This window comes from Variovorax sp. OV329, from assembly GCF_900114785.1.
Taxonomy (GTDB): Bacteria; Pseudomonadota; Gammaproteobacteria; order Burkholderiales; family Burkholderiaceae_C; genus Variovorax.
This window is the reverse complement of the sequence record NZ_FOUG01000028.1, coordinates 1-25,783: the sequence shown is the minus strand read 5'-3', so window position 1 is coordinate 25,783 and position 25,783 is coordinate 1. Positions and strand designations below refer to the sequence as shown.

Here is a 25,783-nt window from a genome sequence, read left to right as displayed (position 1 = left end):
ATGAATCCATCTCTGACCCTGGCCGGCTGGCGCAAGCCCGCCCGCACGAACTTCCACGGCCTGCTGGTGTCGGTGGTGGTAGCGGTGGCAGCCATCTCGTTGGCCGACCACTATCGCATCTCGTCGATGCTGTTCGCCTTGCTGCTGGGCATGGCGCTGAACTTTCTGTCGACCGAAGGCCGCTGCGTGCCGGGCATCCAGTTCTGCGCAAGCACGCTGCTGCGGATCGGCGTGGCGCTCCTGGGCGTGCGCATCACGTTCGGGCAGATCACGGCGCTGGGCGCCATGCCGGTCGCGATGGCGGTGCTCTCGGTCGCGCTGACGATCTGCCTGGGCGTCGGGCTCGCGCGCCTGATGGGCTACCGCAGCCGCTTCGGCGTGCTGACGGGCGGCGCCGTCGGCATCTGTGGCGCCTCGGCGGCGATGGCGATCGCCGCGGTCATCCCCGTTCACGACGACGACAAGCTCAAGGAGCGCGCCACCATCTTCACGGTCATCGGTGTGAGCACACTGTCGACGCTGGCGATGGTGCTCTACCCGATGGTCACCGGCCTGCTCGGCCTGGGCAGCCAGGAAGCGGGAATCTTCCTGGGTGGCACGATCCACGACGTGGCGCAGGTGGTCGGCGCCGGCTACGGAATGTCGAAGGAGACTGGCGATGTCGCGACCATCGTCAAGCTGTTGCGCGTCGCGATGCTGCTGCCGGTGATCCTCGTGATCACCTTGTCCTACCGCAAGCACCACGTCGCCGAGCCGGGCAGCGCCCCCAAGCCACCGCTTCTTCCGTGGTTTGTGGTGGCCTTCGCGGCGATCGTCGTCATCAACAGCGTGGGCCTGATCCCCGCGGTCCTGCAGCAGGCCTTGCAGACGCTCTCGACTTGGCTGCTGGTGGTCTCGATGGCCGCGATCGGAATGAAATCACACCTGAAGGACTTTGCCACCGTGGGCCTGAAGCCGATCGTGCTGATGGTGAGCGAGACGGCGTTCCTGGCGATCCTCGTCGCCATGTTCCTCGCCCTGGCCCGCTGAAAAAAAGGCTCGGCCGTTAAGTCCGTGCGTCCGAACGGCGCCGCCGCCCGGCAACCTCGCCGAACTGCTGCTTGTGCCAACGCGAGAAGGCACTGAGCGCGGAGAAGCCCAGCAACTCGGCCACCTGCGACAGCGGGCGCTTGCCATCCTCGAGGTAATGGACGGCCATCTCGCGTCGGACCGTGTTCACCACCTCGGTGAACGTGGTGCTCTCGCGCAGCAGGCGCCGATGCACGGTACGCCGGTCGATCCCGAGCTGCTGCGCCACCTGGTCGATCGAGCATTCTCCCGATGGCAGCAGCACGAGCAGGATGTGCCGAACGCTGCCGATCGTGTCCAGCCGGCCGGATGCGGTGGTGGCGTCCAGTATCTGCCGGGCATAGCGTGCCATCACCGGATCGGCCATCGGGTTCGGCGCATCCATGTCGCGCGTGCTGCAGACCAGCCCGTTGAAGTCCTGCCCGAACGCGACGACGTAGCCAAAGAGACGAATGTGCAGGCCGGGGTCCCGCGGCGCTGCGTGGGTAAAGCACACCCGAGTCGGGCTCCAGTCGGGGCCCAGGAAATACTTGAGGGTGCGGAACATGACGCCCACGAGAAGCTCGGTCGCCTGCCGCGAAGAGCCCTCATGGCCGAGGATCAACTCTTCGCGGATCACTGCGACGCCTTCGTCCTCCTCGAGCTTCGCGTAGACCGATTCATTGAGCAAATGGCTGTAGCGCAGCATCGCCCGCACCACGCGCCGCACCGTGGGCTCCTCCCGCGCCACCAGCGCGACCACACCGAGGTTCGACAGAAGCCGTGTCTCGGCCATGCGCAGACCGAAGTTGTCCATCGCGCTGGCGTTCGCCGAAGTCTCCAGAAGGCGCCGCACCGCGCCGCTCGGAATCCGCAGGTCGGGGTCGTGCAGGCAGGCCGGGTTGAGGCCCACATCGGCGAGCAGAGCCAGCGGATCGAGGCCGGCCTCACGCGCCACCTCGGCATAGTTGGTCAGGCTGGCGCTGCGAACGAGATTCGACATGAGTGGGTGCGTGGTGTCCCCCAAGGTTAAACGCGTGTCACTGCTGGTCAATCAGAACAAGTCCTCTCCCGGAACAATACGCAATCGAACCAGCCGCAGGAGACGAAGCCATGCAACAACACGACAACACCCGCTCGACCACACCCGTCTGCGACCGCATGCGCAGCACCGGGAACTGGAATCCCGACTGGGATGCCTTTGCCACGCTCGATGCGCAGTGGACCGAGAAATTCATGGCCATGGGCGTCGCGCCCATGGTGTCGGGCGTGCTCGACGCCAAGATCGTCGAATTCCTCGCCATCGCGGTCGACGCGTCATGCACCCACTTGTACGGACCCGGCGTACGCCGCCACATTCGCAAGGCGCTGGAACTCGGTGCCACCAAGGAAGAGATCAACGCGGTGCTGCAGTGCGTCAGCGTGCTGGGGATCCACACGATGAGCCTGGGTGCACCGATCCTGCTCGAAGAGCTTGCCCTGCACGCGAAGGGCACGAGCACGGCGCTCCCCGCGGAACACTTTGCCAATCCTTCTTTAGGCACACGGCGATGAGCCAGGACCCTCCCGTTGCAGACCCCTGCATCAACATCTGCCGAATGGATCAGGGCGGGAAGTTCTGCCAGGGATGCAAGAGAACGGCGCTGGAGATCGGCGCCTGGCCGCGGATGACCGAGCAGCAGAAGGCCGAAGTGCTCCATCTGATCGAACTGCGCGTTTGAACGACAGCCAAACCCTGGAAGCCCGAAGCGTCCGAGGAACTGTGGGCTGATGGGGCACGTCGAGTCGAAGACGATCAGCAAATTCGCCGTCCCGGAATCGGACGCATCACCTTCGTCTCCGAGATCCCGAGAACAAGTGTCGGAAAGATCAACAAGAAAGTGCTACGCGAGCTTTCCGCCTGAGCCGATCGACGATCAGGAGTTGGGGGGCACCGCTGCCTGCTCAGCCCCCGTCTCGCCTGCTGTTGCCCCGCGCGAGCACCAGCACCGCCAACTCCGTGCGGGTGTTGGCATGCAGCTTCTGCATGATCCGGCTCGCATGGTTCTTCACCGTGCCCTCCGCCAGGTGCAGCGCCGTTGCGATCTGCCGGTTGCTCTGCCCCTTGGCGATCAGTTCCAGCACGGCCGCCTCGCGGTCAGTCAACGGGTCGGGAGCGAGCGGGGAAGGGGCGGCAGGGGCCTGCGCGGCCGGCGGCGCGGATGACGTGGTGCTGACTTCCGCGGCCACGTGGTGCTGCCCGCCGGAATCCTGCGCCTGCGGCTCCTGCGCGATCCGGTTGGCCAGCAGGCGGAACTGGTCCATCACCTTGCGGGCGATCTGCGGTGTGAGCCGCGATTCGCCGCGATGCACGGCGCGCACGGTGTCCAGCACCTCGTCCTCCGAGGCATCCTTGAGCAGGTAGGCCTGCGCGCCGGCGCGCACGGCATCGAACACCAGCTCGTCGCGGTCGAAGGTGGTGAGCACCATCACCCGGGTGTGGGGCAGGGCAGCCGCGATCTCGCGCGTGGCCAGCACGCCGCCCTTGCGCGGCATGTGAAGGTCCATCAGCACCACGTCCGGTTGCAGCTGCGTGGCCATCGCTACCGCTTCCACGCCGTCTGCCGCCTGGCCCACCACCTCGATGTCGGGCGCGGCGTCCAGCAGCAGGCTCATGCCACGGCGGATCAGCACCTGGTCGTCGACGACCAGGACGCGGATGGGGGGTGGGCTCGTCGTCGCCGAAGATGGCGAAGAGGCGGCCGAGGGGGGATTCACGGGGGGCACCGGCAATGTCTCCATATTCTTGTGGGCCCATTGTGCCGGTCCCGGTGCGCGCCGGGTGAGGGATGACCCGATTCGCGACGGGCTTTCGCGGCGCCGTGCCCGCCGCAGCGCTACTTGCGCCAGAACGACGGCGTCAGCAGCGCGATGAAGCTCAGCATCTCCAGCCGCCCCAGCACCATCGCGAAGGTGCATACCCACATCTGGAAATCCGTCAGCCCGCTGAAGTTGCCGGAGGGTCCGACCGTGCCCAGCCCCGGGCCGGTGCAGTTCACGCTGGCCAGCACCGCGCTGAAGGCGGTGACCGGGTCCAGGTCGGTGAGCACCAGCAGCATGCTCAGCGAGATGACGGTCACGCCATAGACCAGCATGAAGGCCAGCACCGAGAAGATCACGCGGTGGTCCACCACCATGTTGCCCAGCGTCACCGGCTGCACCGCGCGTGGGTGCACCAGCCGCGTCATCTCGCGGCGCGCCTGCTTCACCAGGATGAGCACCCGCACCATCTTGATCCCGCAGCCGGCCGAGCCCGCGCTGGTCGCCACGCCCGAGAGCAGCAGCATGAACAGCGGCGCGAAGGCCGGCCAGTGCAGGTAGTCCACGGTGGCGAAGCCGGTGGTGCTGCCCACCGAGATGGCGTGGAACATGCCGTGGCGCAGCGCGTCCACCGGCCCGTAGACGCCCTTGAACCACAGCACGGCTGCGACGATGAAGCCGCCGCCGATCAGCGCGGTGAGCGTGGCGCGCAGCTCCGGGTCGCGCCAGAAGCCGCCCCACAGGCCCTTGCGCATGGCGATGAAGTACAGCGCGAAGTTGCAGCTGGCGGCCAGCATGAAGACCACCGCCACGCCTTCGAGCACCGGCGAGGCGAAATGCGCGAAGCTGGAATCGTGCGACGAAAGGCCGCCCAGGCTCACGGTGGCGAACATGTGCATCAGCGCGTCCATGGCCGACATGCCACCGGCCCAGTAGGCCAGGAAGCACACCAGCGAGAAGCTGGCGTAGATGCCCCACAGGCCCTTGGCGGTTTCCTTCACGCGCGGCGTGAGCTTGCTGTCCTTGATGGGGCCGGCCACCTCGGCGCGGAACAGCTGGCTGCCGCCCACGCCCAGCAGCGGCAGGATGGCCACCGCCAGCACCAGGATGCCCATGCCGCCCAGCCACTGCAGGAAGGTGCGCCACACGTTGATGGACAGCGGCAGCTCGTCCAGCTTCACCAGCACGGTCGCGCCCGTGGTCGTGAGCCCAGACACCGCCTCGAAGTAGCCGTGCGTGAAGTCGATGGGCCGGCCGATCACGGCCAGCGACCACATGAGCGGCAGGGTCGCGAACAGCGGCAGGAGCAACCAGGTGAAGGACACCAGGAAGATGCCGTCGCGCGGATGCAGCTCGCGCTTGTAGCGGTACAGGCCGCCCCACAGCGCGGCCCCGCAGGCCAGGGAGATGGCCGCCGAGATCGCCCACACATGGCCCAGCCCGTCGGCGTTCGCCCACGACACGATGCCCGGCACCAGCGTGGCCAGGGAGAAGAAGGTCAGCAGCGCGCCGAGCACGCGCAGCACCGGGAAGAAGGCGCTCATGAAGCTGGCCGCTGCTTCAGAAGAAGGTGGCGCTGACGCGGAACAGCTTTTCCACGTCGCGCAGTTGCCGCTTGCGCGGCACGAAGATCACCACGTGGTCGTCGCTCTCGATCACGGTGTCGCCGCGCGCGATGATCACCTGCGCCGGCGTGGCGGCTTCCTCGCCGGCCTCGGGCAGGCCGCGCATCACCAGGCCGAACTGCGCCCCCTTGGGCAGGGGAATGTCCGAGATTTTGCGGCCCACCACGCGCGAGGTCTTGCGGTCGCCGCGCGCCACGATCTCCAGCGCCTCGGCCACGCCGCGGCGCAGGCTGTGCACCGCCTGCACGTCGCCCTGGCGCACGAAGGCCAGCAGCTCGCCGAGCATGGTCTGCGCCGGCGAGAGGGCGATGTCGATCTGCGTGCCGTGCATCAGGTCGGCGTAGCTGCGCCGGTTGATCAGCGCCAGCACGCGCTGCGCGCCCAGGCGCTTGGCCAGCAGGCTGGCCATGATGTTGTCCTCGTCGTCGCTGGTGAGCGCCAGGAAGAGGTCGATGTGCTCGATGTCCTCGTCTTCCAGCAGGTCCTCGTCGGTGCCGTCGCCGTTCAGCACCAGCACGCGGCTGGGCAGCTCGGAGGCCAGCTGCACGCAGCGCGGGTGGTTGCGCTCGAGCACCTTGATCTGGTAGTTGCGCCCGGTTTCCAGCAGCTGCCGGGCCAGCCGCAGGCCCACGCGGCCGCCGCCGGCGATCATGATGCGCTGCACCTCGCGGTGCTCGGCCCGGTCGTAGCGGTGCAGGGCCGACAGCACCTGCTGCAGGTGCTCGCGCGCCGACAGAACGAAGACCTCATCGCCCGGCTCGATCAGGGTCTGGCCCTCGCAGACGATGAAGCGGTCGGGCTCGTTGTCCAGCCGGCGGTAGATGGCCACGATGCGCATGTCGGCGTCGGGCACGTACTTGCGCAGCTCGGCGATGCTGTGGCGCACCAGCGGCGCGCCGGCCACCGCGCGCACCGACACCAGGCAGGCCAGGCCGCCCGCGAATTCGCGCACCTGCAGCGCCTCGGGGTACTCCACCAGCTTGCCGATGTAGCGCGTGAGCGATTCCTCGGGACAGATCACCCGGTCGACCGCGAAGCCGTCCTTCCCCATCAGCGGGCTGTCGTCCTTGAAGGCGTTGGAGCGGATGCGCGCGATGCGCGTGGGGATGCCGAAGACCTGGTGGGCGATCTTGCAGCACACCAGGTTGGTCTCGTCCTGCGCGGCGCAGGCGATCAGCATGTCGCAGTCGCGCGCGCCGGCCTCGATGAGCACCTCGGGCTCGATGCCGCTGCCCACCACGCCACGCAGCTCGAAGCGCTCTTCGAGTTCGCGCAGGCGTGCCGCATCGGTGTCGATGACGGTAATGTCGTTGCGCTCCGACACGAGCGTGCCGGCCACGCTTTCGCCGATCCGGCCGGCACCGAGGATGATGATTTTCAATTGAGGGCCTCTTGCGGCTCCGGGTTATACGCCGAAGCGCCGCATGCGGGGCCATGGGAAGTACGGCTACAGTCGCCATCCGAATCCCGGAGATCGCCGCATGAACGACGCCACGTCCTACACACCGCCCGCCGTCTGGTCCTGGAACAAGGACAACGGCGGGCGCTTCGCGAACATCAACCGCCCCATCGCGGGCCCCACGCACGAGCACGAGTTGCCGGTGGGCCGCCATCCGCTGCAGCTGTATTCGCTGGGCACGCCCAATGGGGTGAAGGTCACGGTGATGCTGGAGGAGCTGCTGGAACTCGGCCACGCCGGCGCCGAGTACGACGCCTGGCTGATCCGCATCAACGAGGGCGACCAGTTCGGCAGCGGCTTCGTGGCGGTCAATCCGAATTCGAAGATCCCGGCCCTGATGGACCGCAGCGGCGCGCAGCCGGTGCGGGTGTTCGAGTCCGGGGCGATCCTCATGTACCTGGCGCAGAAGTTCGGCGACGCCTTCCTGCCGGCCGATGGAGCCAGGCGCGCCGAATGCCTGTCTTGGCTCTTCTGGCAGATGGGCAGCGCGCCCTTCCTGGGCGGCGGCTTCGGGCACTTCTACGCCTATGCACCCACGAAGATCGAGTACGCCATCGACCGCTACGCCATGGAGGTCAAGCGCCAGCTCGACGTGCTGGACCGGCGCCTGGCAGAAAGCGCCTACCTGGCGGGCGACGACTACTCCATCGCCGACATGGCCGCGTGGCCCTGGTACGGCGCGCTGGCGAAGGGCCAGCTCTACGAGGCCGGCGAGTTCCTGCAGGTGCAGGAATATACCCACGTGACGCGCTGGACGAACGAGATCGCCAAGCGGCCGGCGGCGCAGCGTGGCCGCATGGTCAACCGGACCTGGGGCGAGCCGTCCAGCCAGCTGCACGAGCGCCACGACGCAAGCGACTTCCAGACCCGGACGCAGGACAAGTCCTAGCCGGCCATTGCACATGGCGGCAGAATTCCACAACTTCATCCACCTGGTGTTCATCAGCGCCGTCGCGCTGTTCCCGGTGGTCAACCCGGTCGGCAGCGCCTTCGTGGTGCTGCCCTACCTCTCGCGGCTGGACGATGCGGGCAAGAAGCGGGCGGTGCGCCTGATCACCCTGTATGCCTTCTGCATCTGCACCGTCACCCTGTTGGTGGGGCAGTGGATCCTCAAGCTCTTCGGCCTGTCGATCCCGGTGGTGCAACTGGCGGGCGGCATCATGATCTGCCGCTCGGGCTGGGAGATGCTGGGCTCGGGCAGCGGCAGTAGCAGCAGTACCAAGGCCGGGGGCGGCGGCGAAGTGCTCGCGGCGCAGCACCGCGACCTGGACGACCAGCTGTTCTTCCCGCTGACCTTTCCGCTGACGACCGGCGCCGGAACGGTCTCGGTGCTGCTGACCCTGAGCGCGCACGGCGCCGACACCGACCTGGCCATCCAGGCGCTGCACATGGGTGCGATCATGGTCGCCGTGGTCGTCATGTGCGCACTGGTCTATGTGTTCTACCTCAACACGCAGCGCATCCGGAACTACATCGGCTCGCGTGGCGATGCCATCGTCAACCGCCTGATCGCCTTCTTCATCTTCTGCGTGGGCCTGCAGATCGCGACCACCGGCGCGAAGACGCTGTTCCAGTAGCGGCGCTCAGGCGCCGGCGCGGGGGAACAGCGCCAGCAGCTCGCCCAGGTCCATCGGCTTGACCACGTGGTGGTCGAAGCCGGCCTGGTGGGTCCGCTCCCGGTCGTGCTTCTGGCCCCAGCCGGTCTGGGCGATGATGAGCAGCTGCTGCCCCGCCGGCGTGCCGCGCAGGCGCCGGCAGACCTCGTAGCCGTCCATGCCGGGCATGCCCAGGTCCAGCAGCACGATGTCGGGCCGAACCGATTCCACGCGGCTGAGCGCCGCTTCGCCGCTGTAGGCCACGTCCACGTGCTGGCCCAGGCCCCGCAGCGCCTCGGCCAGGCTGTCGGCCGAATCCGCCAGGTCGTCGACCACGAGGATGCGGTGCTGCCGCTCGGGTGCCGTCACGGTGAAGACGTCCGTGGCGGCCTCGCGGCGCGAGAGCATCAGTGGCAGGCGCACCTCGAAGCGGCTGCCTTGTCCGCGACCGCCGCTGCTGGCGGCGATGGTGCCGCCGTGCAGCTCGACCAGGCCACGGGCCAGCGCCAGACCGATGCCCTGGCCGCCGCGGGGCAGGCCGGTGTCGGAATGCAGCTGGGTGAACATCTCGAAGATGCGCTCGGTGTCGGCGGCCTCGATGCCCACGCCGTTGTCCGTGACCGTGACCACCGCCAATTGGCCGCGCCGCTCGCAGGCCAGCGAGATGGCGCCCTGGCGCGGCGTGTACTTGGCCGCGTTGATGAGAATGTTGGAGAACACCTGCGCCAGCCGCGTCAGGTCGCCGGAAATGTGCAGCGGCTCCTCGGCTGGCTGCAGCACCAGCGCGTGGCCGCCGGCATCGATGTGGGGCTGCGCGATCTCCACCGCCTGCCCGATGATCTGCTCCAGCAGCAGGGGCTGCAGCCGCAGGCGCAGTTCGCCGCGGCTCAGGCGGGAGGCATCGAGCAGGTCGTCCAGCAGGTGGGCCATCTGCCGCACCTGCCGGTCGATGATGTCGTGGAAGCGGCCCGCCGGGGCATCGGGCTTGAGGCGGCGCATCACCTCCACGGCATTGCGGATGGGCGCCAGCGGGTTCCGCAGTTCGTGGGCCAGGACGGCGATGAAGCGGTCCTTCTTCTGGTCCGCGTCGCGCAGCCGGTCTTCGGCCCGCCGCCGCTCGGTGATGTCCATGGTGATGCCGTAGTTGCGCACCGCCTGGCCCTGCGAGTCGTACTGCGCCAGGCCCCGGTGGCTCAGCCAGGCTTCGGAGCCGTCGGGCCGCACGATGCGGAACTCGTGCACGAAGGGCCGGTGCTCGGCAATGGCCTGGGCCCGCAGCCGCATGAAGTCTTCCCGCTCGTCCGGATGCAGCAGGTCCAGCACGCGCTCGGGCGTGGGCACGAAGCTGGCCGTATCGACACCGAAGAGCGCGTAGGTGTGCGGCGACCACCACAGCACCCCCTGGCGCAGGTCCATGTCGTAGGCGCCCATGCTGCCGGCGCTCAGCGCAATCTCCAGCCGCTCGTGCTCCACGTGCAGCAAGTCTTCGGCGCGCTTGCGCTCGGTGGCGTCGCCCATGATGCTGATGAGCCGCAGCGCCCGGCCGTCCGGCGCGCGCTGCGCCACCTGTCCGCGGCCCGAAAGCCACAGCACGGTGCCGTCCGGCCGGACGATGCGGTACTCGGCCTGGAAGGTGTCCTGCTGGTCCGCCAGGCGGCGGAAGTGCGCCGCCAGGTGCCGGTCCTCCGGGTGCAGGGCGGCCACGTACTCGTCCTGCGGACCGCCCACCTGCCCACGGCCGTCGGGCAGGTTGAGCCCGAACAGTTCCATGCCCTCGGTCGACCAGTAGCGGGTCATGGCGCCGTAGTCGGTCTCCCACGAGCCCATGCGGCCGGCCTTGAGCGCGGCCCGGAAGCGCGCATCGCTCTCGCGCAGCGAGCGTTCGGCCGCGCTTCGCTCGGTCACGTCGGCGCCCTGCACGAAGATGCCGCTGACCTTGCCCTGGGGATCCTTCACCGGCTGGTAGACGAAGTCCACGAAGCGTTCCACGGGGGGCTCGCCTTCGTCCTGGATCACGTAGCGCGCGGCGTTCGCCACATAGGCCTCGCCGGTGGTGTACACGCGGTCCAGCAGTTCGACGTAGCCCTGCTGCACGGCTTCCGGCAGCGCCTGCGCCACGGTTCGGCCGAGTACCTGGCGCCCGCCCACCAGTGTGGTGTAGGCGGGGTTGATCATCTGGAATCGATGCTCCGGCCCGTCGAGCGCCGCCATGAAGCTTGGCGCCTGGTCGAAGACCTGGGCCAGCCGGTTGCGCTCGTCCGCCAGGCGGCGCTCGGCCTGCACCTGCGCGGTGGTCTCGGTGCACAGCACCAGCACGCCGCCGATGCCGCCGGGCGCGGCCTCGTCGTCGATGGGGCTGTAGCTGTAGGTCCAGTACACGTCTTCCAGCCGCCCGTTGCGGGTGATGGGCACCAGCTGGTTCACATGCCAGGTGGCGCCGCCGCCGGCCATCACCTGCTCGATCTGGGGATTGATCACGTCCCAGATCTCCTCCCACACCTCGAAGGCCCGGCGTCCCAGCGAGCCCGGGTGGCGCTCGGGGCCGATGGACTGCCGGTAGGCGTCGTTGTAGAGGCCGGTGCGCTCGGGCCCCCAGAACACGTACATCGGATGCCCGGTGTTCAGCAGAAGGCGGATCACGGTGCGCAGGGACTGGGGCCATGCGTGGGTCGGGCCCAGGGGTGTGGCGGCCCAGTCGAAGGCGCGCATCAGGGCGCCCATTTCGCCGCCGCCCTGCAGGAAGTCCGGTGACGGGTCGTGCAACTGCATGCTCGCCATGGTGCCTCGAAAGTGGATGTTGGACGCGATTCTGTTCCAGACGCGGGGCCGTGGGGCATGGCGCATTCCCCGACGGCTCGGCCGCCTACATGACTTGGGCGCGCGACTGCACAGGGTGGCCGGCCGGGCGCCACTAAGGTGAAGCTCCGTTTCAAACCGATGGAGCTACGCATGAGCAAGGACGACGCCAGGGACAAGCTGTGGAAGATCATCTCCGGCACCAAGTTCGCGATGCTGACGCATCGCCACGGCAGCGGGCAGCTGCACAGCCAGCCGCTGACCACGCAGAACAAGGAGCTGGGCGATGACTCGATGCTCTACTTCTTCGTGCAGAAGGACGGCGATGTCGCCCGCCATGTGCTCACCGACGCCAACGTCAACCTCGCCTACGCCAACGTTGACGACGACGACTACGTGTCGGTGTCCGGCAAGGCATCGATGAGCGAGGACCAGGCGCTGAAGAAGTCGCTGTTCAACACCATCGCGAAGGCCTGGTTCCCCGGCGGTGCCGAGGACCCCAACCTGGGGCTGCTGGCCGTGCACATCGAGCAGGCCGAGCTGTGGCAGGCCAAGGACACCAAGGTCGTGCAGCTGCTGAAGATGGCCGCCAGCGCCGTCACCGGCGAGCCGCCCAAGGACATGAGCGAGCACCGGAAGCTGGCCAACCCCTGAGGGCCGGCGGCCGCTTCGTCATCGGGCCATGAACCCGATGACCAGCGCGTTCACCAGGTCGATGAAGAACCCGCACACCAGCGGCACCACGATGAAGGCCCGAGGCGCGGCGCCGTGCTCGCGGGTGACGGCGCTCATGTTGGCGATCGCCGTGGCGGTGGAGCCCAGCGCGATGCCGCCGAAGCCCGCGGACATCACCGCGGCCTCGTAGTCGCGGCCCATGAAGAAAAAAACGACGAGCACGGTGAAGGCGATTGCGACTATCACCTGCAGCACCAGCGCCGTGAGCACGAAGCCCGCCACGCCCTGCATCTGCCAGGGCTGCAGGCCCATCAGCGCCATGGTGAGGAATACGCCCAGGCAGATGTCCGACACCAGCGCCACGCCGGCCCGCATGCGGTCCCAATGCCACAGCTGGCCCTTCTGGCGGCTGAAGGTGGAAGTGATGTTGCGCAGCAGGATGCCGGCGAGCAGGCTGCCGACGAAGGCCGGCAGCCGCAGCCCCGTGAGCTCGATCAGGTCGCTGATGCCGCGGCCCAGGATCAGTGCCGCGTTGAGCCAGAACAGCGCCAGCAGCACGCTGTTGTAGTCCAGTCGCGTGCGCTCTTCGTCCTCGTATCGCACGCCCACACCCAGCTTCGCCTCGTCCGAGGACTGCAGGCCGTGGCGGCGGATGAGGAAGGTGGCGATGGGCCCGCCAATGCTGCAGGCCGCGATCAGGCCGGCCATGTTGCTCGACAGCCCGATCACCTCGGCGTTGCCGATGCCCAACTGGTTCACGAAGTGCGGCACCCAGGCCAGCGTGGTGCCCACGCCGCCGGTCAGCGAGATGGAGCCGGTGAGCAGGCCCACCCGGTGATCGAGCCCGAAGCCTCGGGCCACGGCCATGCCCAGCAGGTTCTGCACGACGATGAAGGCGGCGGCCAGCGCCAGCAGGATCGCCAGCGGCTTGCCGCCCTGGGCCAGCGTGCGCACGTCCGAGCCCAGGCCGATGGCGGCGAAGAAATACAGCAGCAGGATGTCGCGCACCCCCAGCTGGAAGTCCACCTTGATCCCGAGGATGGCGTGCAGCGCGCTGACCACCGCGATGCACACCAGCCCGCCCAACACCGGCTCGGGAATGCTGTAGCGCTGCAGGATCTCGAAGCGCCGGGTGCAGCTCTTGCCCACGAAAAGCAGCAGGATCGCCAGCGTGAAGCTGATGTATCCGTCGAAGTGGATGTCTTGCGGCAAGCCGTGCTCCGTGAGTGCGTCGGTCCCGCAGGCGGGGCGAGCCGCGAGCCTAGCCGGTCTTGCGCGGCGTGAACAGCGCAGCGCGTGCCTGTCATGCAAGGGCGAGGGTGGGCGAGTAGAGTGCGGCAGCAAGAAGGAGCCAAGATGCCGCACGCCGATTCCTCTTCCCCTGCCTGGCCCGTGCTCGACTACCCCGGGTGGCGTGACAGCCTGCAGACCCTGCACCTGTGGACCCAGATCGTCGGCAAGGTGCGCCTGAGCCTCTCGCCCTGGCTCAACCACGGATGGCAGGTGCCGCTGTACGTCGGCGCGCGCGGCCTGGGCACATCGGCCATCCACGCCGGGGGCGGCATGGTCGACATCGAGTTCGACTTCGTCGACCACCGGCTGGTGATTCGAAGCTCCGACGGGCCCGATCGCGGCTTCGCGCTGGAGCCCATGTCGGTCGCCGCCTTCTACGGCCGGCTGATGGACGAGCTGAAGGCGGCCGGCTTCGAGGTCGCCATCAACACCCTGCCCAACGAGCTGCCGTCGCCCATCCGCTTTCCAGTGGACGAGGTGCACGCCTCCTACGATGCAGAAGCGGTGCATCGCTTCTGGCGCGCGCTGTTGCAGGCCGACCGCGTGTTCAAGGTGTTCCGCACCGGCTTCCTGGGCAAGTGCAGCCCGGTGCACTTCTTCTGGGGCAGCTTCGACCTGGCGGTCACGCGCTTTTCCGGCCGGCGCGCGCCTGTGCATCCGGGTGGCTTCCCCGGGTTGCCGGACCCGGTCACGCGCGAAGCCTATTCGCATGAGGTCAGCAGCGCCGGCTTCTGGCCGGGCAACGAGGCCTATCCGCATGCCGCCTTCTTCTCCTATGGCTACCCGACGCCACCGGACTTCGGCAAGGCGGCCGTGGGACCGTCCGCGGCGTTCTGGAGCGACGCTTTGGGCGAATGGATGCTTCCCTACGAAGCGGTGCGCACGGCCGCGGACCCGGACGCGGCCTTGCTGGAGTTCCTGTCTTCCACCTACCGCGCCGCGTCGCAGCTGGCGGGCTGGGACAGCGGCCTGGAGTGCGGCATGGGCGTGCCGCGCAGGCCCAGGGCGGTGCACGGCTGAGGTGGGGGACAATCGGGCGGCTGCGTCTTTCGCGTTCCGAGTCCCGTCCTTGTCTTCTGCCGATCACCCCATCCTCACCGACCGCAAGTTCGTCTTCCTGCTGGCCCTGTTCTGCTGCGTGCTCTGGGGCAGCTCCTTTCCGGCGATCAAGGGCGGCTATGCGCTCTTCGACATCACCGCCTCGGACGTTCCCTCCAAATTGGTGTTCGCCGGCTGGCGCTTCCTTCTGGCCGGCGCCATCCTGCTGGTCTACGCCCTCGTCAGCGGGCAGCGCCTGGGCGGCTTCACGCGCCGCGGGCTGGGGCAGATCGCGCTGCTGGGGCTCACCCAGACGACGCTGCAGTACGTCTTCTTCTACATCGGCCTGGCCTACACCACCGGCGTGAAGAGCTCGATCATGAACGCCACCGGCACCTTCTTCAGCGTGCTGCTGGCGCACTTCATCTATCACAACGACCGCCTGAGCTTCAACAAGATGGCCGGCTGCGTGGTCGGCTTCCTGGGCGTGATGGTGGTCAACTTCGGCGCGGGCTGGGGCGGCCTGCCGTCCTTCGAGTTCACGCTGCTGGGCGAAGGCTTCGTCGTCATCGCCGCCCTGGTGCTGGCGGCCGCGAGCATCTACGGCAAGCGCGTTTCCCAGGGGATCGATCCGATCGTGATGACGGGGCTGCAATTGCTCATCGGCGGCGCGGCCCTGCTCGTCGGCGGCTATGCCACCGGCGGGCATCTATCGGGCTTCAACCCGGCGTCGACGGCGCTGCTGGCCTACATGGCGGTGCTGTCCTCGCTCGCCATCTCCATCTGGAGCCTGCTGCTCAAGTACAACCGCGTGAGCATGGTCACTGCCTTCAACTTCATGGTGCCGGTGTTCGGCGTGGCGCTGTCGGCCCTGTTCCTGAACGAGAGCATCCTGGAGTGGCGCTACGCCGCGGCGCTGGCGCTGGTGTGCTGGGGAATCTGGCTGGTGACCAAGGAGCCGGCGCCAGGCGGCCAGCCGTCGGCTTCGCTTGCCCGCGCCGCCGCGGCGCCAACGGGCGCAAGGCAAGAGAGATAGGCCCGGACAGGCCGGGTCGGCACGCGAATGACCCTGCGCCGTGTCCTGCTGCTGATCGCCTTCCTGCTTGCCACGGGGGCGTGGGTGGCCTTGGTCCACTGGATGACGGGGCTCGAACACAAGGGCCCGGCCTACCTGGACATCGACCTGGCAACGATTCCGGCGGGCAGCCCGAAGTTCTACAGCTTCCAGGGCGTGCCGCTGACGCTGGTGCGAACCACCGACGCCATGTTCGACGACCTGCAGGCGCAGACCGTCCACACCTGGGGCCGGCGCGAGATCGCCGGGCGTCCATCGTTCTTCGTCCACTCCCTGGTGAATCCCGCCGACGGCTGCGAGGTCGAACATGCGCCCAGGGGCGCGGACCGCTATGCGCCCGCGCGCCCCTGGCAGGGCGGCTACCACGACCCCTGCCGCTTCGGCGAATGGGACTACGCGGGCCGCGCGATCAAGCAGTACGTGGACCAGGACGCACAACTGCTGCAACGGCCCGACCTGCAGGTGCCGGAGTTCGAAGTGCGCGATGAGCACATCCTGCGCATTCTGGGTATGCCGAAGCGGTAGGCGTCACGGGTGGGATGGCCCCGCGGCGGCGGCCTGGCGATCGAAGGAAAGCGCCAGGAAGTCCACGAAGGCCCTGACGCGAGCCGCCAGCTGGTGGCGCTGCGGGTACACCGCATAGATGTCCGCGTCCGGCGTGGCGTACTGCGGCAGCACCTGCACCAGGCGGCCGTTGCGCAGGTAGCGCCCGATGTCCCATTCGGCGCGCATCAGGATCCCGTGGCCATCCAGGGCCCAGTTCACGGCGATCTCGCCGTCGTTGGTGGCCAGGTTGCCGCGCGTCTTGACCGATTCGGTGATCGCGCTACGCCCCCGCCCGCTGGCGAGCCGCCACGTGCCATAGGCCTCCTCGCCCTGGCGGATGCCGATGCAGTTGTGCTTGCCCAGGTCGTTGGGCACCCGCGGCGTGCCCCGCCTGGCCAGGTAGGCAGGCGACGCGCACAGCAGGCGGCGGTTGGCGGCGATCCGCCGGGCGATCACCCGGCTGTCGGGCGGCGCTCCGAAGCGCACGCAGACATCGAACAGGTCCTCCGTCGGCGCGGGCGGGTTCACCGAGAGCTGCAACTGCACCTCCACGTCCGGATACTTGCGCACGAACTTCGAGATCAGCGGCGCCACGTGGCTGCGCCCGAAGCCAAGGGTTGCGTTGACTCGCAGCAGCCCCCTGGGCGTGGCCTTGGACACGCCCAGCACCTCCTCCATGCCGTCGATCTGCGCCAGGATGCGGCGCGCATGTTCCAGGTACACCTCGCCTTCGGGCGTGAGGCTCATGCGGCGCGTCGAGCGGTTGACCAGCAGGACCTTCAGCCGGGATTCCATCAGCGCGAGGTGCTTGCTGACCGCCGGCGTGGTCACGCCCAGTTCCCGGGCGGCAGCACTGAGGCTGCCGGCGCTGGCGAGGACGGAGAAGAAGCCGATGTCGGCCGGAAGGATTGCGCTCGCCATCGCAGCTCACCGTTGAATTCAGGTTAACGATGGATTCACTTTAGTGGCGTGTGCAGATGCTGTCGAGTGCCTACAGTCTGCCTACGCCCCCCCGCACCACTCAACGGAGACAAGCCATGAAGACCTACAAGATTGCAACCATCCCCGGCGACGGCATCGGCAAGGAAGTCGTGCCCGCCGGGCAGCAAGTGCTGGAAGCGCTGGCTTCCGCGGGCGCCAGCTTCAGCTTCGAGTTCGAGAACTTCGACTGGGGCGGCGACTACTTCCGCGAGCACGGCGTGATGATGCCCGACGACGGCCTGGAGGCCATCCGCGACAAGGACGCCATCCTGTTCGGCTCGGCCGGCGACCCGCACATTCCCGACCACATCACCCTGTGGGGCCTGCGCCTGAAGATCTGCCAGGGCTTCGACCAGTATGCGAACGTGCGTCCGACCCGCATCCTGCCGGGCATCGACAGCCCGCTCAAGCGCTGCGGTCCGGAGGACCTGAACTGGGTCATCGTCCGCGAGAACTCCGAAGGCGAGTATTCCGGCGTCGGCGGCCGCGTGCACCAGGGCCACCCGATCGAGGCCGCCACCGACGTGTCGATCATGACCCGCGCCGGTGTCGAGCGGATCATGCGCTTCGCCTTCAGGCTGGCCCAGTCGCGTCCCCGCAAGCTGCTGACGGTGATCACCAAGAGCAACGCACAGCGCCACGCGATGGTCATGTGGGACGAGATCGCGCTGCAGGTCTCCAAGGAGTTCCCGGACGTCAAGTGGGACAAGGAACTGGTCGACGCCTCGACGGCGCGCATGATCAACAAGCCAGCGACGCTGGACACCATCGTCGCCACCAACCTGCATGCCGACATCCTGAGCGACCTGGCCGCCGCGCTGGCGGGCAGCCTGGGCATCGCTCCCACCGGCAACATCGACCCGGAGCGCCGCTATCCCTCCATGTTCGAACCCATCCACGGCTCGGCCTTCGACATCATGGGCAAGGGCCTGGCCAACCCGGTGGGCACCTTCTGGTCGGTCGTGATGCTGCTGGAGCACCTGGGCGAGGCGGCTGCCGCCAGGCGCGTGATGGAAGCCATCGAGAAGGTCACCGCCGACAAGACGCTGCACACCGGCGACCTGGGCGGCAAGGCAACGACTGCGCAGGTCACCAAGGCCATGTGCGAGTTCGTGGTGGGCCGCGCCCAGCGCAAGGCGGCCTGAGGTCCGCCGCCCTGGCGCCGACCGGCGGCCAGGGCTCCTCTGCCTGAATCGATTCGCGGGCGCGCGCGATGCGCGTCTGCGCGACATACCCATAAGGAGACAAGCCATGAAAACCCGGAACATCCGTGCTCGCACCGTCCTTGCCGCCACCTCGCTCGGGCTCTGCGCATCGCTCGCCGGCGCGCAGGCCTGGCCGGCGAAGCCGATCACGCTGGTGGTGCCCTTCCCGCCGGGCGGCAGTTCCGATTCGCTGGCGCGGGCCATCACCACGCCGCTCTCGCAAAGCCTGGGCCAACCGGTGATCGTGGAAAGCAGGCCGGGTGCCGGGGCCACCGTGGGCGCCGACTATGTCGCCAAGGCGAAGCCGGACGGCTACACGCTGCTCATGGGCGCCGTGCACCATACGATCGCGACCAGCGTGTACAAGAAGCTGCCCTACGACTTCGAGAAGAGCTTCGCGCCCATCACCACGGTCGCGCTGGTGCCCAACGTGCTGGTCGTCAACGCGAAGTCGCCGGCCACCGATGTGAAGAGCCTGATTGCATTGGCCAAGGCGTCGCCGGGCAAGCTGTCCTACGGTTCCAACGGGAACGGCACGGTCCAGCACCTGATCGGCACGCAGTTCTCCGGCATTGCCGGCGTGGAACTGCTGCACGTGCCCTACAAGGGGAGTGCGCCCCTCACCACCGATCTGCTGGGCGGCCAGGTGGACATGTCTTTCGACACCCTGACGCCACTGGTGCAGCACATCAAGGGTGGCAAGCTGCGCGCCCTGGCCGTGACCACGGACAAGCGCTCCAGCACGCTGCCGGACGTTCCGACGCTGGCCGAATCCGGCATCAAGGACTTCAACCAGGGCACCTGGTTCGGCATCCTGGCGCCTGCCGGAACGCCGAAGGAAGTGGTCGCCAAGCTCAACGCGGAGATGGTGAAGATCATGCAGTCGCCCGAGTTCAAGAAGCGGATGGAGGAGATCGGTGCCGAGCCCGTGGGCGACACGCCGGCGCAGATGGCCACGCAGATCAAGGACGACACCGCCAAGTACGCCAAACTGGTCAAGGATGCCAAGGTCGCCATCGAGTGAGCGCGCGTCCGGGCGTGTCCCGCGAGCGAGGGTCGGTTCATCGGCTTGCGCCGCTCAGATGCAGGTCGTGAGCAGCAGTGGCGGCCCGAGCGCGAGCACGGTGCTCGCGAATGCGGCGATGGTCGCCCAGACGATCGCCATGTGGAGGAAGAGGCCGGTTGCGCCGGCTTCCGGGCCGGGCGCTGCGCGGGCGAAATTGCCCCACATCCAGCCGATCACCGCCAGGTGCGCGGCGAAGACGAGGATCAAGCTCCAGCGCAGCGTGCCTGCCGACCAGCCGAAGCCGCAGCCGATCGCATGCAGCGCGTACAGCGCCACCAGCGCGATGCACCAGACGACGAAGCCGGCCGCCAGCCACCCGGCGCGCCGCGGCGGCACCGTCACCGCGTTCATGGCCGCACCCCCAGGACGCCCACCAGGGCCGGCAGCGACAGCACCAGGCCGACCGCGATGACCGCCGTCACCAGCGTGTAGTCGAGCCACAGCCGGGTCAGCCGCAGGTCGGTGAAACGGCGGCGCGAGATGTAGCCATTGCGAACGCGCTGGAAGTTGCTGGCCAGGAACAGCAGGCCGGCGCCCGCATGCAGCGCCACGTAGCCCAGCAGCACCGAGGCCGTGGCGCCCAGCGCGTGCGTACGCGGATGCGGCGTGACGCCCAGGATCATCTGAATGGCCCCGGTCGCCGCTGCGACCAGCGCGAGGGCGCCGAGCGCCATCCAGCCCGATGCCTTGCCGCCGCCGGTCACGGCCTTCAGCGAGCCGCGCGACGCCGCCGCGGCGACGAGCAGGCAGGCGAGGGTCCCCAGGGCAGCCAGCAGGCTGGGCGAGGGCGCCTGCATCTTCTGCCAGTCGGCACCGGCCAGCCAGAGGTAGAAGGTGCCGAACACCAGCGAGCTGAACAGCGTGCCGTTGGCCATCAGCGCGCAGATCAGCGCCAGCCAGGCGGGCGGGCTGGCCGCCTCGGTGTGCGGCGGCACAGAAACCCCGAGGCCCACCGGCAGCGGCCCGTGGTCGCGCGGCAGGCCCGCATGCCGGCCAGCGAAGACGAACAGGCCGAAGGTGAGCAGTGCGAGCCCCAGCGACACCCAGTAGGCCTTGATCAGGAAACCCAGCACCACGCCGCAGGTGACGAGCGCCGTGACCAGGGGCAGGTAGGTCGGGTTCGGCAGCACGATCAATTGCTCCGGCTTGCCGCTTGTCACGTGCACGCCCAGGGTCTCCTGCCAGCCGTGGCGGGTCGAGCCCAGGTAGCCTTCGCCGCGCGCGAGCGAGAGCGCGACTTCGCCCATGGGCGCGGCGTCGGTCTGCGGCCCCACGTGCGGAATCGAGGCGAAGGCATAGGAGGCGGGCGGCATCTTCATCGCCCACTCGAAGGTGGTGCCGCCCCAGGGGTCGCGCCGCACGCGGCGGCCGTGGCGCAGCTGCACCACCAGGTCGATGATGAGCAGGCCGAAGCCGATGGTCATCACGAAGCTGCCCACGGACGACAGCAGGTTGAGCCAGTTCCACCCCTCGTCGCCGCGGTAGCTGAAGACCCGCCGCGGCATGCCCATGAGCCCGGTCAGGTGCATCATGAAGAAGGTCAGGTTGAAGCCCATGAAGATCAGCCAGAAGGCGAGCACCGAGAGCCGCTCGACCGCAGTGCGCCCGGTCAGCAAGGGCAGCCAGTAGTACAGCGCCGCCAGCATGGGGAAGGCCAGCGCGCCGGCCACCACGTAGTGCATGTGCGCGACTACGAAGTAGGTGTCGTGCGCCTGCCAGTCGAAGGGCACCATCGCGAGCATCACGCCGGTGAGCCCGCCCATCGCGAAGACGAAGAAGAAGCCGAAGATGTAGAGCATCGGCATGCCCCAGCGCGGGCGGCCGTGCGAGAGCGTCGCGAGCCAGGCGAAGATCTGCACCGCGGTGGGCACCGCGACGATGGCCGAGCCGGCCGAGAAGAAGCCCAGCGCCAGGTGCGGGATGCCTACCGTGAACATGTGGTGCACCCAGATGCCGAAGCTCAGGAAGGCCAGCGCGATGATCGCGACCACGATCGCGCGGTAGCCCACCAGCCGCCGGTTGGCGAACACCGGGATCAGGGTCGACAGCACGCCCGCCATCGGCAGGAAGATGATGTAGACGTCCGGATGCCCGAACAGCCAGAACAGGTGCTGCCACAGCAGCGAGTCGCCGCCGCGGGTCGGGTCGAAGAAGGGCAGGCCGAAGGCGCGCTCCAGCTCCAGCAGGATCGAGCCCAGGATCAGCGGCGGAAAGGCCACCAGCATCATCAGCGCCGTGACCAGGATGTACCACCCGAAGATCGGCATGCGGTCCAGCGACATGCCCGGCGCCCGCATCTTCAGCACCGAAACCGTGATCTCCACCGCCAGCGACAGTGCCGAGATCTCGACGAAGGTGATGCCCAGCAGCCAGATGTCCGCGTTGACGCCGGGCGTGTACACGTTGGAGCTCAGCGGCGTGTACATGAACCAGCCGCTGTTGGGCGCGACGCCCAGGATCAGCGACACGGTGACGATCGTGGCACCGAAGAGGTAGCACCAGTAGCCGTAGGCGGTCAGCCGCGGAAAGGCGAAGTCGCGGGTGCCCAGGATCTTGGGCGTGAGGTAGACCGCGAAGCTCTCCACCATCGGGATGGCGAAGAGGAACAGCATCATCGAGCCGTGCACCGTGAAGACCTGGTTGTAGGTCTCGGCATCGAGGAAGGCCGAGCGCGGCGAGGCGAGCTGCACGCGCGTCAGCATGCCCAGCACGCCGGCGATGAGGAAGAAGACGAAGGATGTGATGAACATCCGCATCCCGATGACCGAGTGGTTGACCGCCGCAAGCCGCTGCCAGCCCGGGCCGGTGGCCCAGATCCTGTCCAGCTGGCGGTGCAGGCGCAGCGCGCGGCCGCGTTGCGGCTTCGGGTCGACGGGGCCGGTCATTGCCTTGCCTCCGGTGCCGCCAGCGCCTGGGCCATCGCGGCCTGGAAGTCCTCCGGCCGGTGGACGATGACCGCGAAGCGCATGCCCGCATGGCCGACCCCGCAGAACTCGTCGCAGGTGCCTTCGTAGCGGCCGGGCTGGTCGGCCTGGATTCGCAGCCGGTTGACCTTGCCAGGCACCGCATCGATCTTGCCGGCCAGGCGCGGCACCCAGAAGGCGTGGATCACGTCCTTGCTGGTCACCACCATGTCGACCGGCGTGCCTGCCGGCAGCAGCAGCACGTTGCGGGTCTGGACGCCGCCATGGGCGGGGTAGCGGAAGGTCCATTCCCACTGCGCGGCCTGCGCCTCGATGCGCTGCGGCGCCTGGCTGCCTGGCAGCGGCAGCAGGCGCTCGCCGGTGACCAGCCCGTAGGCCAGCAGCGGCAGCAGCACGAAGGCCGGCAGCACCAGGCCACCGAGCACGATCCACCGCGCGGGCGACACGCTCGAGTCCCAGCCCGGGCGCCGGACCACAAGTACGAAGATGCCGACGACCAGCAGGAACAGCACGGCCGCGCCGATCAGCATCACCCACCACATCGTGGCGATGGAGTGCGCCGCCGGCCCTGCCGGATGCAGGGTCGACAGCGGACCTTTGCAGCCGGCCAGCGCGAGCAGGGCCACCGGCGACACGGCTTGGAGCGCGGCGCGCGAGCGGCTAGGATGGCCGCGCATCGCCCGCATCATCCGAGGCAAGGAAGGGTCCGCATGGCAAGGCAAGACACCCCCCGCGCGCGCAGCGAGGTGCTGCTCGAACTCGAGCGGCTCGACGTCGGCTCCAAGGTTGCGCTGGTCGGGCATCCGATCCACGTGATGCTGGTGCACTTCCCCGTGGCCTTCGTGGTGGCGACGCTGGGCGTCGACGTCTTCTACTGGTGGAGCGGCGATCCGTTCTGGCTGCGCGCCGGCCTGTGGGCCGCCGGCATGGCCTTCTGGAGCGGCGTGGCGGCCAGCATCGTGGGCACGGGCGAGCTGCTGCTGGTGCGCGGCATTCGGCTGCACGAGGCGAGCTGGTCGCACGCCATCGCCGCCATGACCCTGGTCGCCATCGCGGGTGCAAGCTGGGGACTGCGCCTGACCGACCCCGCCTCGGTGCTGCCGCACGGCCTGGTGCTGTCGGTGCTCGCCTCCGTCATGGTCGGCTTCGCGGGCTGGCACGGCGGCAAGCTGGTGTTCGATCATGGGATCGGCATCCTGGTGTCGCCGAAGAACTGATGCCACAGGCGTGAGAGCGCGCCGGGCTCGAACAGGTGCGCCGCGAACTGGTTCGAATCGATGTGCGGCTTGGCCAGCACCACCCACAGGATCGCGACGATCAGCACCGCGTAGGTGCCCGACAGCGCCACGAAGGAAAAGCCGCCGAAGCGGCCCCGCGGCGAGAACAGCTGGTGCATCACCAGCCCGGCCACCACGTGCAGCATCGCCATGATGCCCACCAGCAGCATCTTGATGGAGAACCACTCCTCGAAGGTCGCCTGCAGGAAGATCAATGCGGTGCCGCTGCCGATGGCGATGAATGCGGCCGGCGACGTGAGTTCGACGTAGACCAGCCGCACGATGCGGTGCAGGCGGTCGAGCTCGGTGCCGGCTGCCAGCGTGCGCCTTTGCCAGAACAGGTAGGGCAGGGCCAGCAGGCCTCCCGACCAGATGGCGATGGCTGCCAGGTGGACGAACTTGAGCAGCGTCGTCACAGGGCGGCCTCGGCCGGCGAGGGCCGCAGGCTGGCCCATGCGAGCCATAGACCTATTGCAAGATAGGGCAGCATGGCCGGGACCCACATCAGCAACCCGGCGAGCTGCTGGTCGCCCAGCGGCGTGAAGCCCCAGGCCAGCGTGCTTGCGAAGTGCGCCGGGTACAGCGGCACCGTGGCGAACACGAGCAGCGCACCCAGCAGGCCCATCTGCCCGATCGTGACTGCCAGCGCGATCAGCGCCGGCCCACCGTGCGCAGCCGGCGCGAGGATCGCGCGCCACATGAGCCAGCCGCTGCCCAGCAGCGTGACCTGCATGAGCCAGTAGGCCGGTACGCTCGCAAGGCCCCAGCCATAGGGCCCCGGCGCGTGCCAGAGCCACAGCACCACGGCATGCACGGCCACCAGCATCGCCAGTGGCACGCGCGCGGCGCCGCGCCAGGGAAACGCCAATGCCAGCAAGGGTGCGACGGCACCGACGAGGATCACGTGGTGCAGCACGCGCACCGAGAACAGGGCCGACGACAGCGCGCACAGGGGCGAGATGAAGACCAGGACCACGAGCGCCATGGCGCCCCATCCGGCACGGGGCTCGGCGGCGCGGCGAGCAATCAGGAACGCCAGCGCGGCCAGCACCGCGAGCAGCAGCGGATCGGGATTCCAGCGTGTCCAGAGCTCATCCGGGAAAGCGGGCGGGCCGCAATAAGCGAACACAGCATTCGTCATGACCTGAGTCCTTTCGCCATGGACTGTCGGGATGCGGGGCCAATCGTTCTCCGAAAAATCCTAGCAGAGGCATCGGTCTTCGTCGAACGCTTTGATTGCGCGTGGTGGGCGCGCGGCCGTCCTCGCGTCAGGCCGCATGGCGTCCTGGGCAGACGTTCGGCTTACAGGGACGCAGCCACATCCGCGACCAGGGTGCGCAACCAGACATGCGCGGGGTCGTGGCGATAGCGCACGTGCCAGGCCATCTGCATCGGAAAAGTACCCAGGTCGACCGGCGCAGGCAACACCTTCAACCTCGCATCGCCGGCCAGGCGCCGGCAGATCAGCTTCGGAAGCGTCGCACAGTAGTCCGTGGCTGCGACGATCTCGGGGATCGACATGAAGTGGGTGACCGTCACCGCGACGTCCCTCTTGAGCCCTCCCCGCTCCAGGGCCTGGAAAAGCCCTGCGCGCAGGCGTCCTCCCGCCGGCATGAGGTTCACATGCTTCATGCGCTCGTACTGCGCCTTGGTGATCCTGGCGCCGACCTTCGGATGGTCGGCACGCACCACGCAGGCCAGGCCGTCTTCCGCCACCTGCTGCACGACCAGGTTGTCAGGTGCATCGGTGATGCGGCCAAGCACCATGGCCGTGGTGCCGGAGGTGACACCCGTCGCGGCAATGTCGGCGCCGAAGGGCAGGGTGCGCAGGCGGATTCCGGGTGCCAGTTCTCGAAGCCGCGCCGCCAGGGCCGGCACGAACACGAATTCCACGTAGCTGTTCGGCGCGATCGTGATCAGCTGGTCGGCCCGCGACGGGTCGAAGGCCTGCTGCCCGAGCACCACGGCGTCCAGCGAAGCCAAGGCCGATGTCAGCGCGGGTGCCAGCGCTTCAGCCTTCGGTGTCGGCCGCATGCCGTAGCGCTCCCGGATGAACAGCGGGTCTTGCAGCATGGCGCGCAGGCGCGTCAACGCGTTGGACAGCGCCGATTGGGTCATGCCCAGGCGGTCCGCAGCGCGCGTCACGCTGCGCTCTTCCAACAAGGCCACGAAGATGGGCAGCAGGTTGAGGTCGTATCGCATTCAGAAGTATTGTTGACGATAAATCTGGAATGGAGGAAATACATTGGATGAATGTCTTGCGGGCGCCCATCATTCGGGCATTCACAGGAGATGTAATGGATGCCTCCCTCCCTACGGGGACAGCAAGAGCAGGAGCACGGAGATGAGCAGCTTGGCTGTTCTGGGCGGCTGGCTTGCCTG

25 protein-coding genes are annotated in these 25,783 nt (G+C 68.2%); 12 read left to right on the top strand and 13 right to left on the bottom strand.

The features are described 5' to 3' along the window. On the top strand, positions 1–1,029 hold the full coding sequence (locus tag BM345_RS28070) for a YeiH family protein (protein WP_093386727.1): 1,029 nt from the start codon (positions 1–3) through the stop codon (positions 1,027–1,029). A 16-nt stretch (positions 1,030–1,045) separates the two neighbouring features. On the opposite strand, the gene BM345_RS28065 is transcribed toward BM345_RS28070, so the two are convergent. Then, complete coding sequence (locus BM345_RS28065; protein ID WP_093386724.1) at positions 1,046–2,050, bottom strand: AraC family transcriptional regulator; 1,005 nt, start codon at positions 2,048–2,050, stop codon at positions 1,046–1,048. 110 nt (positions 2,051–2,160) lie between these two features. Here BM345_RS28065 and BM345_RS28060 point away from each other — a divergent pair, with 110 nt between their 5' ends. After that, on the top strand, positions 2,161–2,601 hold the full coding sequence (locus BM345_RS28060) for a carboxymuconolactone decarboxylase family protein (RefSeq protein ID WP_093386721.1): 441 nt from the start codon (positions 2,161–2,163) through the stop codon (positions 2,599–2,601). Next, the gene (locus BM345_RS28055; protein WP_093386718.1) at positions 2,598–2,768 is read left to right on the top strand and encodes a DUF1289 domain-containing protein; all 171 of its coding nucleotides are present in this window, start codon (positions 2,598–2,600) and stop codon (positions 2,766–2,768) included. Before BM345_RS28060 ends, BM345_RS28055 begins: the two co-directional genes overlap by 4 nt. 223 nt (positions 2,769–2,991) lie before the next feature. Here BM345_RS28055 and BM345_RS28050 read toward each other — a convergent pair whose 3' ends face one another. From BM345_RS28050 to trkA, 3 genes are all read right to left on the bottom strand, one after another. Then, positions 2,992–3,804: a response regulator transcription factor gene (locus tag BM345_RS28050; RefSeq protein WP_254790036.1), complete on the bottom strand. Its 813-nt coding sequence runs from the start codon at positions 3,802–3,804 to the stop codon at positions 2,992–2,994. Positions 3,805–3,923: 119 nt separating this feature from the next. Then, positions 3,924–5,390: a TrkH family potassium uptake protein gene (locus tag BM345_RS28045; protein WP_093386712.1), complete on the bottom strand. Its 1,467-nt coding sequence runs from the start codon at positions 5,388–5,390 to the stop codon at positions 3,924–3,926. A gap of 16 nt (positions 5,391–5,406) precedes the next feature. Then, positions 5,407–6,852, bottom strand: a complete 1,446-nt coding sequence (gene trkA, locus BM345_RS28040) for a Trk system potassium transporter TrkA (RefSeq protein ID WP_093386709.1) — start codon at positions 6,850–6,852, stop codon at positions 5,407–5,409. Between the two features lie 100 nt (positions 6,853–6,952). On the opposite strand from trkA, the gene yghU reads away from it, so the two are divergent. Together yghU and BM345_RS28030 are read left to right on the top strand one after the other, a co-directional pair. Continuing rightward, a complete protein-coding gene (yghU, locus tag BM345_RS28035) occupies positions 6,953–7,819 on the top strand; it encodes a glutathione-dependent disulfide-bond oxidoreductase (RefSeq protein WP_093386706.1) in 867 nt (288 codons plus the stop codon). Between the two features lie 13 nt (positions 7,820–7,832). Next, entirely contained in the window at positions 7,833–8,507 is a 675-nt protein-coding gene (locus BM345_RS28030) for a MarC family protein (protein WP_093386704.1), read from the top strand. A 6-nt stretch (positions 8,508–8,513) separates the two neighbouring features. Here the strand turns inward: BM345_RS28030 and BM345_RS28025 are convergent, their stop codons facing one another. Further along, on the bottom strand, positions 8,514–11,303 hold the full coding sequence (locus BM345_RS28025) for a hybrid sensor histidine kinase/response regulator (RefSeq protein WP_175545183.1): 2,790 nt from the start codon (positions 11,301–11,303) through the stop codon (positions 8,514–8,516). Between the two features lie 171 nt (positions 11,304–11,474). Here BM345_RS28025 and BM345_RS28020 point away from each other — a divergent pair, with 171 nt between their 5' ends. Then, a complete protein-coding gene (locus BM345_RS28020; RefSeq protein WP_093386698.1) occupies positions 11,475–11,975 on the top strand; it encodes a pyridoxamine 5'-phosphate oxidase family protein in 501 nt (166 codons plus the stop codon). 18 nt (positions 11,976–11,993) lie between these two features. Here BM345_RS28020 and gltS read toward each other — a convergent pair whose 3' ends face one another. Continuing rightward, positions 11,994–13,208, bottom strand: a complete 1,215-nt coding sequence (gltS, locus tag BM345_RS28015) for a sodium/glutamate symporter (RefSeq protein ID WP_254790035.1) — start codon at positions 13,206–13,208, stop codon at positions 11,994–11,996. 144 nt (positions 13,209–13,352) lie between these two features. On the opposite strand from gltS, the gene BM345_RS28010 reads away from it, so the two are divergent. Genes BM345_RS28010 through BM345_RS28000 form a run of 3 tightly spaced genes read left to right on the top strand, consistent with a single transcriptional unit; the run spans position 13,353 to position 15,927 of the window. Further along, positions 13,353–14,309, top strand: a complete 957-nt coding sequence (locus BM345_RS28010) for a DUF5996 family protein (protein ID WP_093386696.1) — start codon at positions 13,353–13,355, stop codon at positions 14,307–14,309. Positions 14,310–14,358: 49 nt separating this feature from the next. Continuing rightward, the gene (locus BM345_RS28005; protein ID WP_254790034.1) at positions 14,359–15,363 is read left to right on the top strand and encodes a DMT family transporter; all 1,005 of its coding nucleotides are present in this window, start codon (positions 14,359–14,361) and stop codon (positions 15,361–15,363) included. A gap of 27 nt (positions 15,364–15,390) precedes the next feature. Continuing rightward, on the top strand, positions 15,391–15,927 hold the full coding sequence (locus BM345_RS28000; RefSeq protein ID WP_093386693.1) for a hypothetical protein: 537 nt from the start codon (positions 15,391–15,393) through the stop codon (positions 15,925–15,927). A gap of 3 nt (positions 15,928–15,930) precedes the next feature. On the opposite strand, the gene BM345_RS27995 is transcribed toward BM345_RS28000, so the two are convergent. Further along, positions 15,931–16,869 carry a LysR substrate-binding domain-containing protein gene (locus BM345_RS27995; protein ID WP_093386690.1) on the bottom strand — a complete coding sequence of 313 codons (939 nt, stop codon included), beginning with the start codon at positions 16,867–16,869 and terminating at the stop codon, positions 15,931–15,933. Positions 16,870–16,985: 116 nt separating this feature from the next. Between BM345_RS27995 and BM345_RS27990 the strand changes: the two genes are divergently transcribed. Beyond that, the gene (locus tag BM345_RS27990) at positions 16,986–18,074 is read left to right on the top strand and encodes a tartrate dehydrogenase (RefSeq protein WP_093386687.1); all 1,089 of its coding nucleotides are present in this window, start codon (positions 16,986–16,988) and stop codon (positions 18,072–18,074) included. 106 nt (positions 18,075–18,180) lie between these two features. Next, a complete protein-coding gene (locus BM345_RS27985) occupies positions 18,181–19,158 on the top strand; it encodes a Bug family tripartite tricarboxylate transporter substrate binding protein (RefSeq protein ID WP_093386684.1) in 978 nt (325 codons plus the stop codon). Positions 19,159–19,212: 54 nt separating this feature from the next. On the opposite strand, the gene BM345_RS27980 is transcribed toward BM345_RS27985, so the two are convergent. Genes BM345_RS27980 through coxB form a run of 3 tightly spaced genes read right to left on the bottom strand, consistent with a single transcriptional unit; the run spans position 19,213 to position 22,801 of the window. Beyond that, the gene (locus BM345_RS27980; protein WP_093386681.1) at positions 19,213–19,551 is read right to left on the bottom strand and encodes a hypothetical protein; all 339 of its coding nucleotides are present in this window, start codon (positions 19,549–19,551) and stop codon (positions 19,213–19,215) included. Further along, positions 19,548–22,085 (bottom strand): cytochrome c oxidase subunit I, encoded by a 2,538-nt coding sequence (gene ctaD / locus BM345_RS27975; RefSeq protein ID WP_093386678.1) that lies wholly within the window; start codon positions 22,083–22,085, stop codon positions 19,548–19,550. The genes BM345_RS27980 and ctaD overlap by 4 nt, the downstream gene beginning before the upstream one ends. Next, on the bottom strand, positions 22,082–22,801 hold the full coding sequence (coxB, locus tag BM345_RS27970) for a cytochrome c oxidase subunit II (RefSeq protein WP_217654040.1): 720 nt from the start codon (positions 22,799–22,801) through the stop codon (positions 22,082–22,084). Before coxB ends, ctaD begins: the two co-directional genes overlap by 4 nt. A gap of 33 nt (positions 22,802–22,834) precedes the next feature. On the opposite strand from coxB, the gene BM345_RS27965 reads away from it, so the two are divergent. Further along, on the top strand, positions 22,835–23,341 hold the full coding sequence (locus BM345_RS27965) for a DUF2231 domain-containing protein (protein ID WP_093386777.1): 507 nt from the start codon (positions 22,835–22,837) through the stop codon (positions 23,339–23,341). On the opposite strand, the gene BM345_RS27960 is transcribed toward BM345_RS27965, so the two are convergent. From BM345_RS27960 to BM345_RS27950, 3 genes are all read right to left on the bottom strand, one after another. After that, complete coding sequence (locus tag BM345_RS27960) at positions 23,305–23,817, bottom strand: CopD family protein (RefSeq protein WP_093386779.1); 513 nt, start codon at positions 23,815–23,817, stop codon at positions 23,305–23,307. The genes BM345_RS27965 and BM345_RS27960 overlap by 37 nt on opposite strands. Further along, positions 23,814–24,542, bottom strand: coding sequence for a cytochrome c oxidase assembly protein (locus BM345_RS27955; RefSeq protein WP_175545182.1), 729 nt, complete (start codon positions 24,540–24,542; stop codon positions 23,814–23,816). Before BM345_RS27955 ends, BM345_RS27960 begins: the two co-directional genes overlap by 4 nt. Positions 24,543–24,703: 161 nt before the next feature. Continuing rightward, positions 24,704–25,603 (bottom strand): LysR family transcriptional regulator, encoded by a 900-nt coding sequence (locus BM345_RS27950; RefSeq protein WP_093386674.1) that lies wholly within the window; start codon positions 25,601–25,603, stop codon positions 24,704–24,706. Positions 25,604–25,783: the final 180 nt, after the last annotated feature.

Excerpts from the sequence above, each read along its gene's own strand:
- BM345_RS28070 (WP_093386727.1), top strand. The coding sequence starts at position 1 with ATGAATCCATCTCTGACCCTGGCCGGCTGGCGCAAGCCCGCCCGCACG.
- BM345_RS28065 (WP_093386724.1), bottom strand. The coding sequence starts at position 2,050 with ATGTCGAATCTCGTTCGCAGCGCCAGCCTGACCAACTATGCCGAGGTG.
- BM345_RS28060 (WP_093386721.1), top strand. The coding sequence starts at position 2,161 with ATGCAACAACACGACAACACCCGCTCGACCACACCCGTCTGCGACCGC.
- BM345_RS28055 (WP_093386718.1), top strand. The coding sequence starts at position 2,598 with ATGAGCCAGGACCCTCCCGTTGCAGACCCCTGCATCAACATCTGCCGA.
- BM345_RS28045 (WP_093386712.1), bottom strand. The coding sequence starts at position 5,390 with ATGAGCGCCTTCTTCCCGGTGCTGCGCGTGCTCGGCGCGCTGCTGACC.
- yghU (WP_093386706.1), top strand. The coding sequence starts at position 6,953 with ATGAACGACGCCACGTCCTACACACCGCCCGCCGTCTGGTCCTGGAAC.
- BM345_RS28030 (WP_093386704.1), top strand. The coding sequence starts at position 7,833 with ATGGCGGCAGAATTCCACAACTTCATCCACCTGGTGTTCATCAGCGCC.
- BM345_RS28025 (WP_175545183.1), bottom strand. The coding sequence starts at position 11,303 with ATGGCGAGCATGCAGTTGCACGACCCGTCACCGGACTTCCTGCAGGGC.
- BM345_RS28020 (WP_093386698.1), top strand. The coding sequence starts at position 11,475 with ATGAGCAAGGACGACGCCAGGGACAAGCTGTGGAAGATCATCTCCGGC.
- BM345_RS28010 (WP_093386696.1), top strand. The coding sequence starts at position 13,353 with ATGCCGCACGCCGATTCCTCTTCCCCTGCCTGGCCCGTGCTCGACTAC.
- BM345_RS28000 (WP_093386693.1), top strand. The coding sequence starts at position 15,391 with ATGACCCTGCGCCGTGTCCTGCTGCTGATCGCCTTCCTGCTTGCCACG.
- BM345_RS27995 (WP_093386690.1), bottom strand. The coding sequence starts at position 16,869 with ATGGCGAGCGCAATCCTTCCGGCCGACATCGGCTTCTTCTCCGTCCTC.
- BM345_RS27990 (WP_093386687.1), top strand. The coding sequence starts at position 16,986 with ATGAAGACCTACAAGATTGCAACCATCCCCGGCGACGGCATCGGCAAG.
- BM345_RS27985 (WP_093386684.1), top strand. The coding sequence starts at position 18,181 with ATGAAAACCCGGAACATCCGTGCTCGCACCGTCCTTGCCGCCACCTCG.
- BM345_RS27980 (WP_093386681.1), bottom strand. The coding sequence starts at position 19,551 with ATGAACGCGGTGACGGTGCCGCCGCGGCGCGCCGGGTGGCTGGCGGCC.
- ctaD (WP_093386678.1), bottom strand. The coding sequence starts at position 22,085 with ATGACCGGCCCCGTCGACCCGAAGCCGCAACGCGGCCGCGCGCTGCGC.
- coxB (WP_217654040.1), bottom strand. The coding sequence starts at position 22,801 with ATGCGCGGCCATCCTAGCCGCTCGCGCGCCGCGCTCCAAGCCGTGTCG.
- BM345_RS27965 (WP_093386777.1), top strand. The coding sequence starts at position 22,835 with ATGGCAAGGCAAGACACCCCCCGCGCGCGCAGCGAGGTGCTGCTCGAA.
- BM345_RS27955 (WP_175545182.1), bottom strand. The coding sequence starts at position 24,542 with ATGACGAATGCTGTGTTCGCTTATTGCGGCCCGCCCGCTTTCCCGGAT.
- BM345_RS27950 (WP_093386674.1), bottom strand. The coding sequence starts at position 25,603 with ATGCGATACGACCTCAACCTGCTGCCCATCTTCGTGGCCTTGTTGGAA.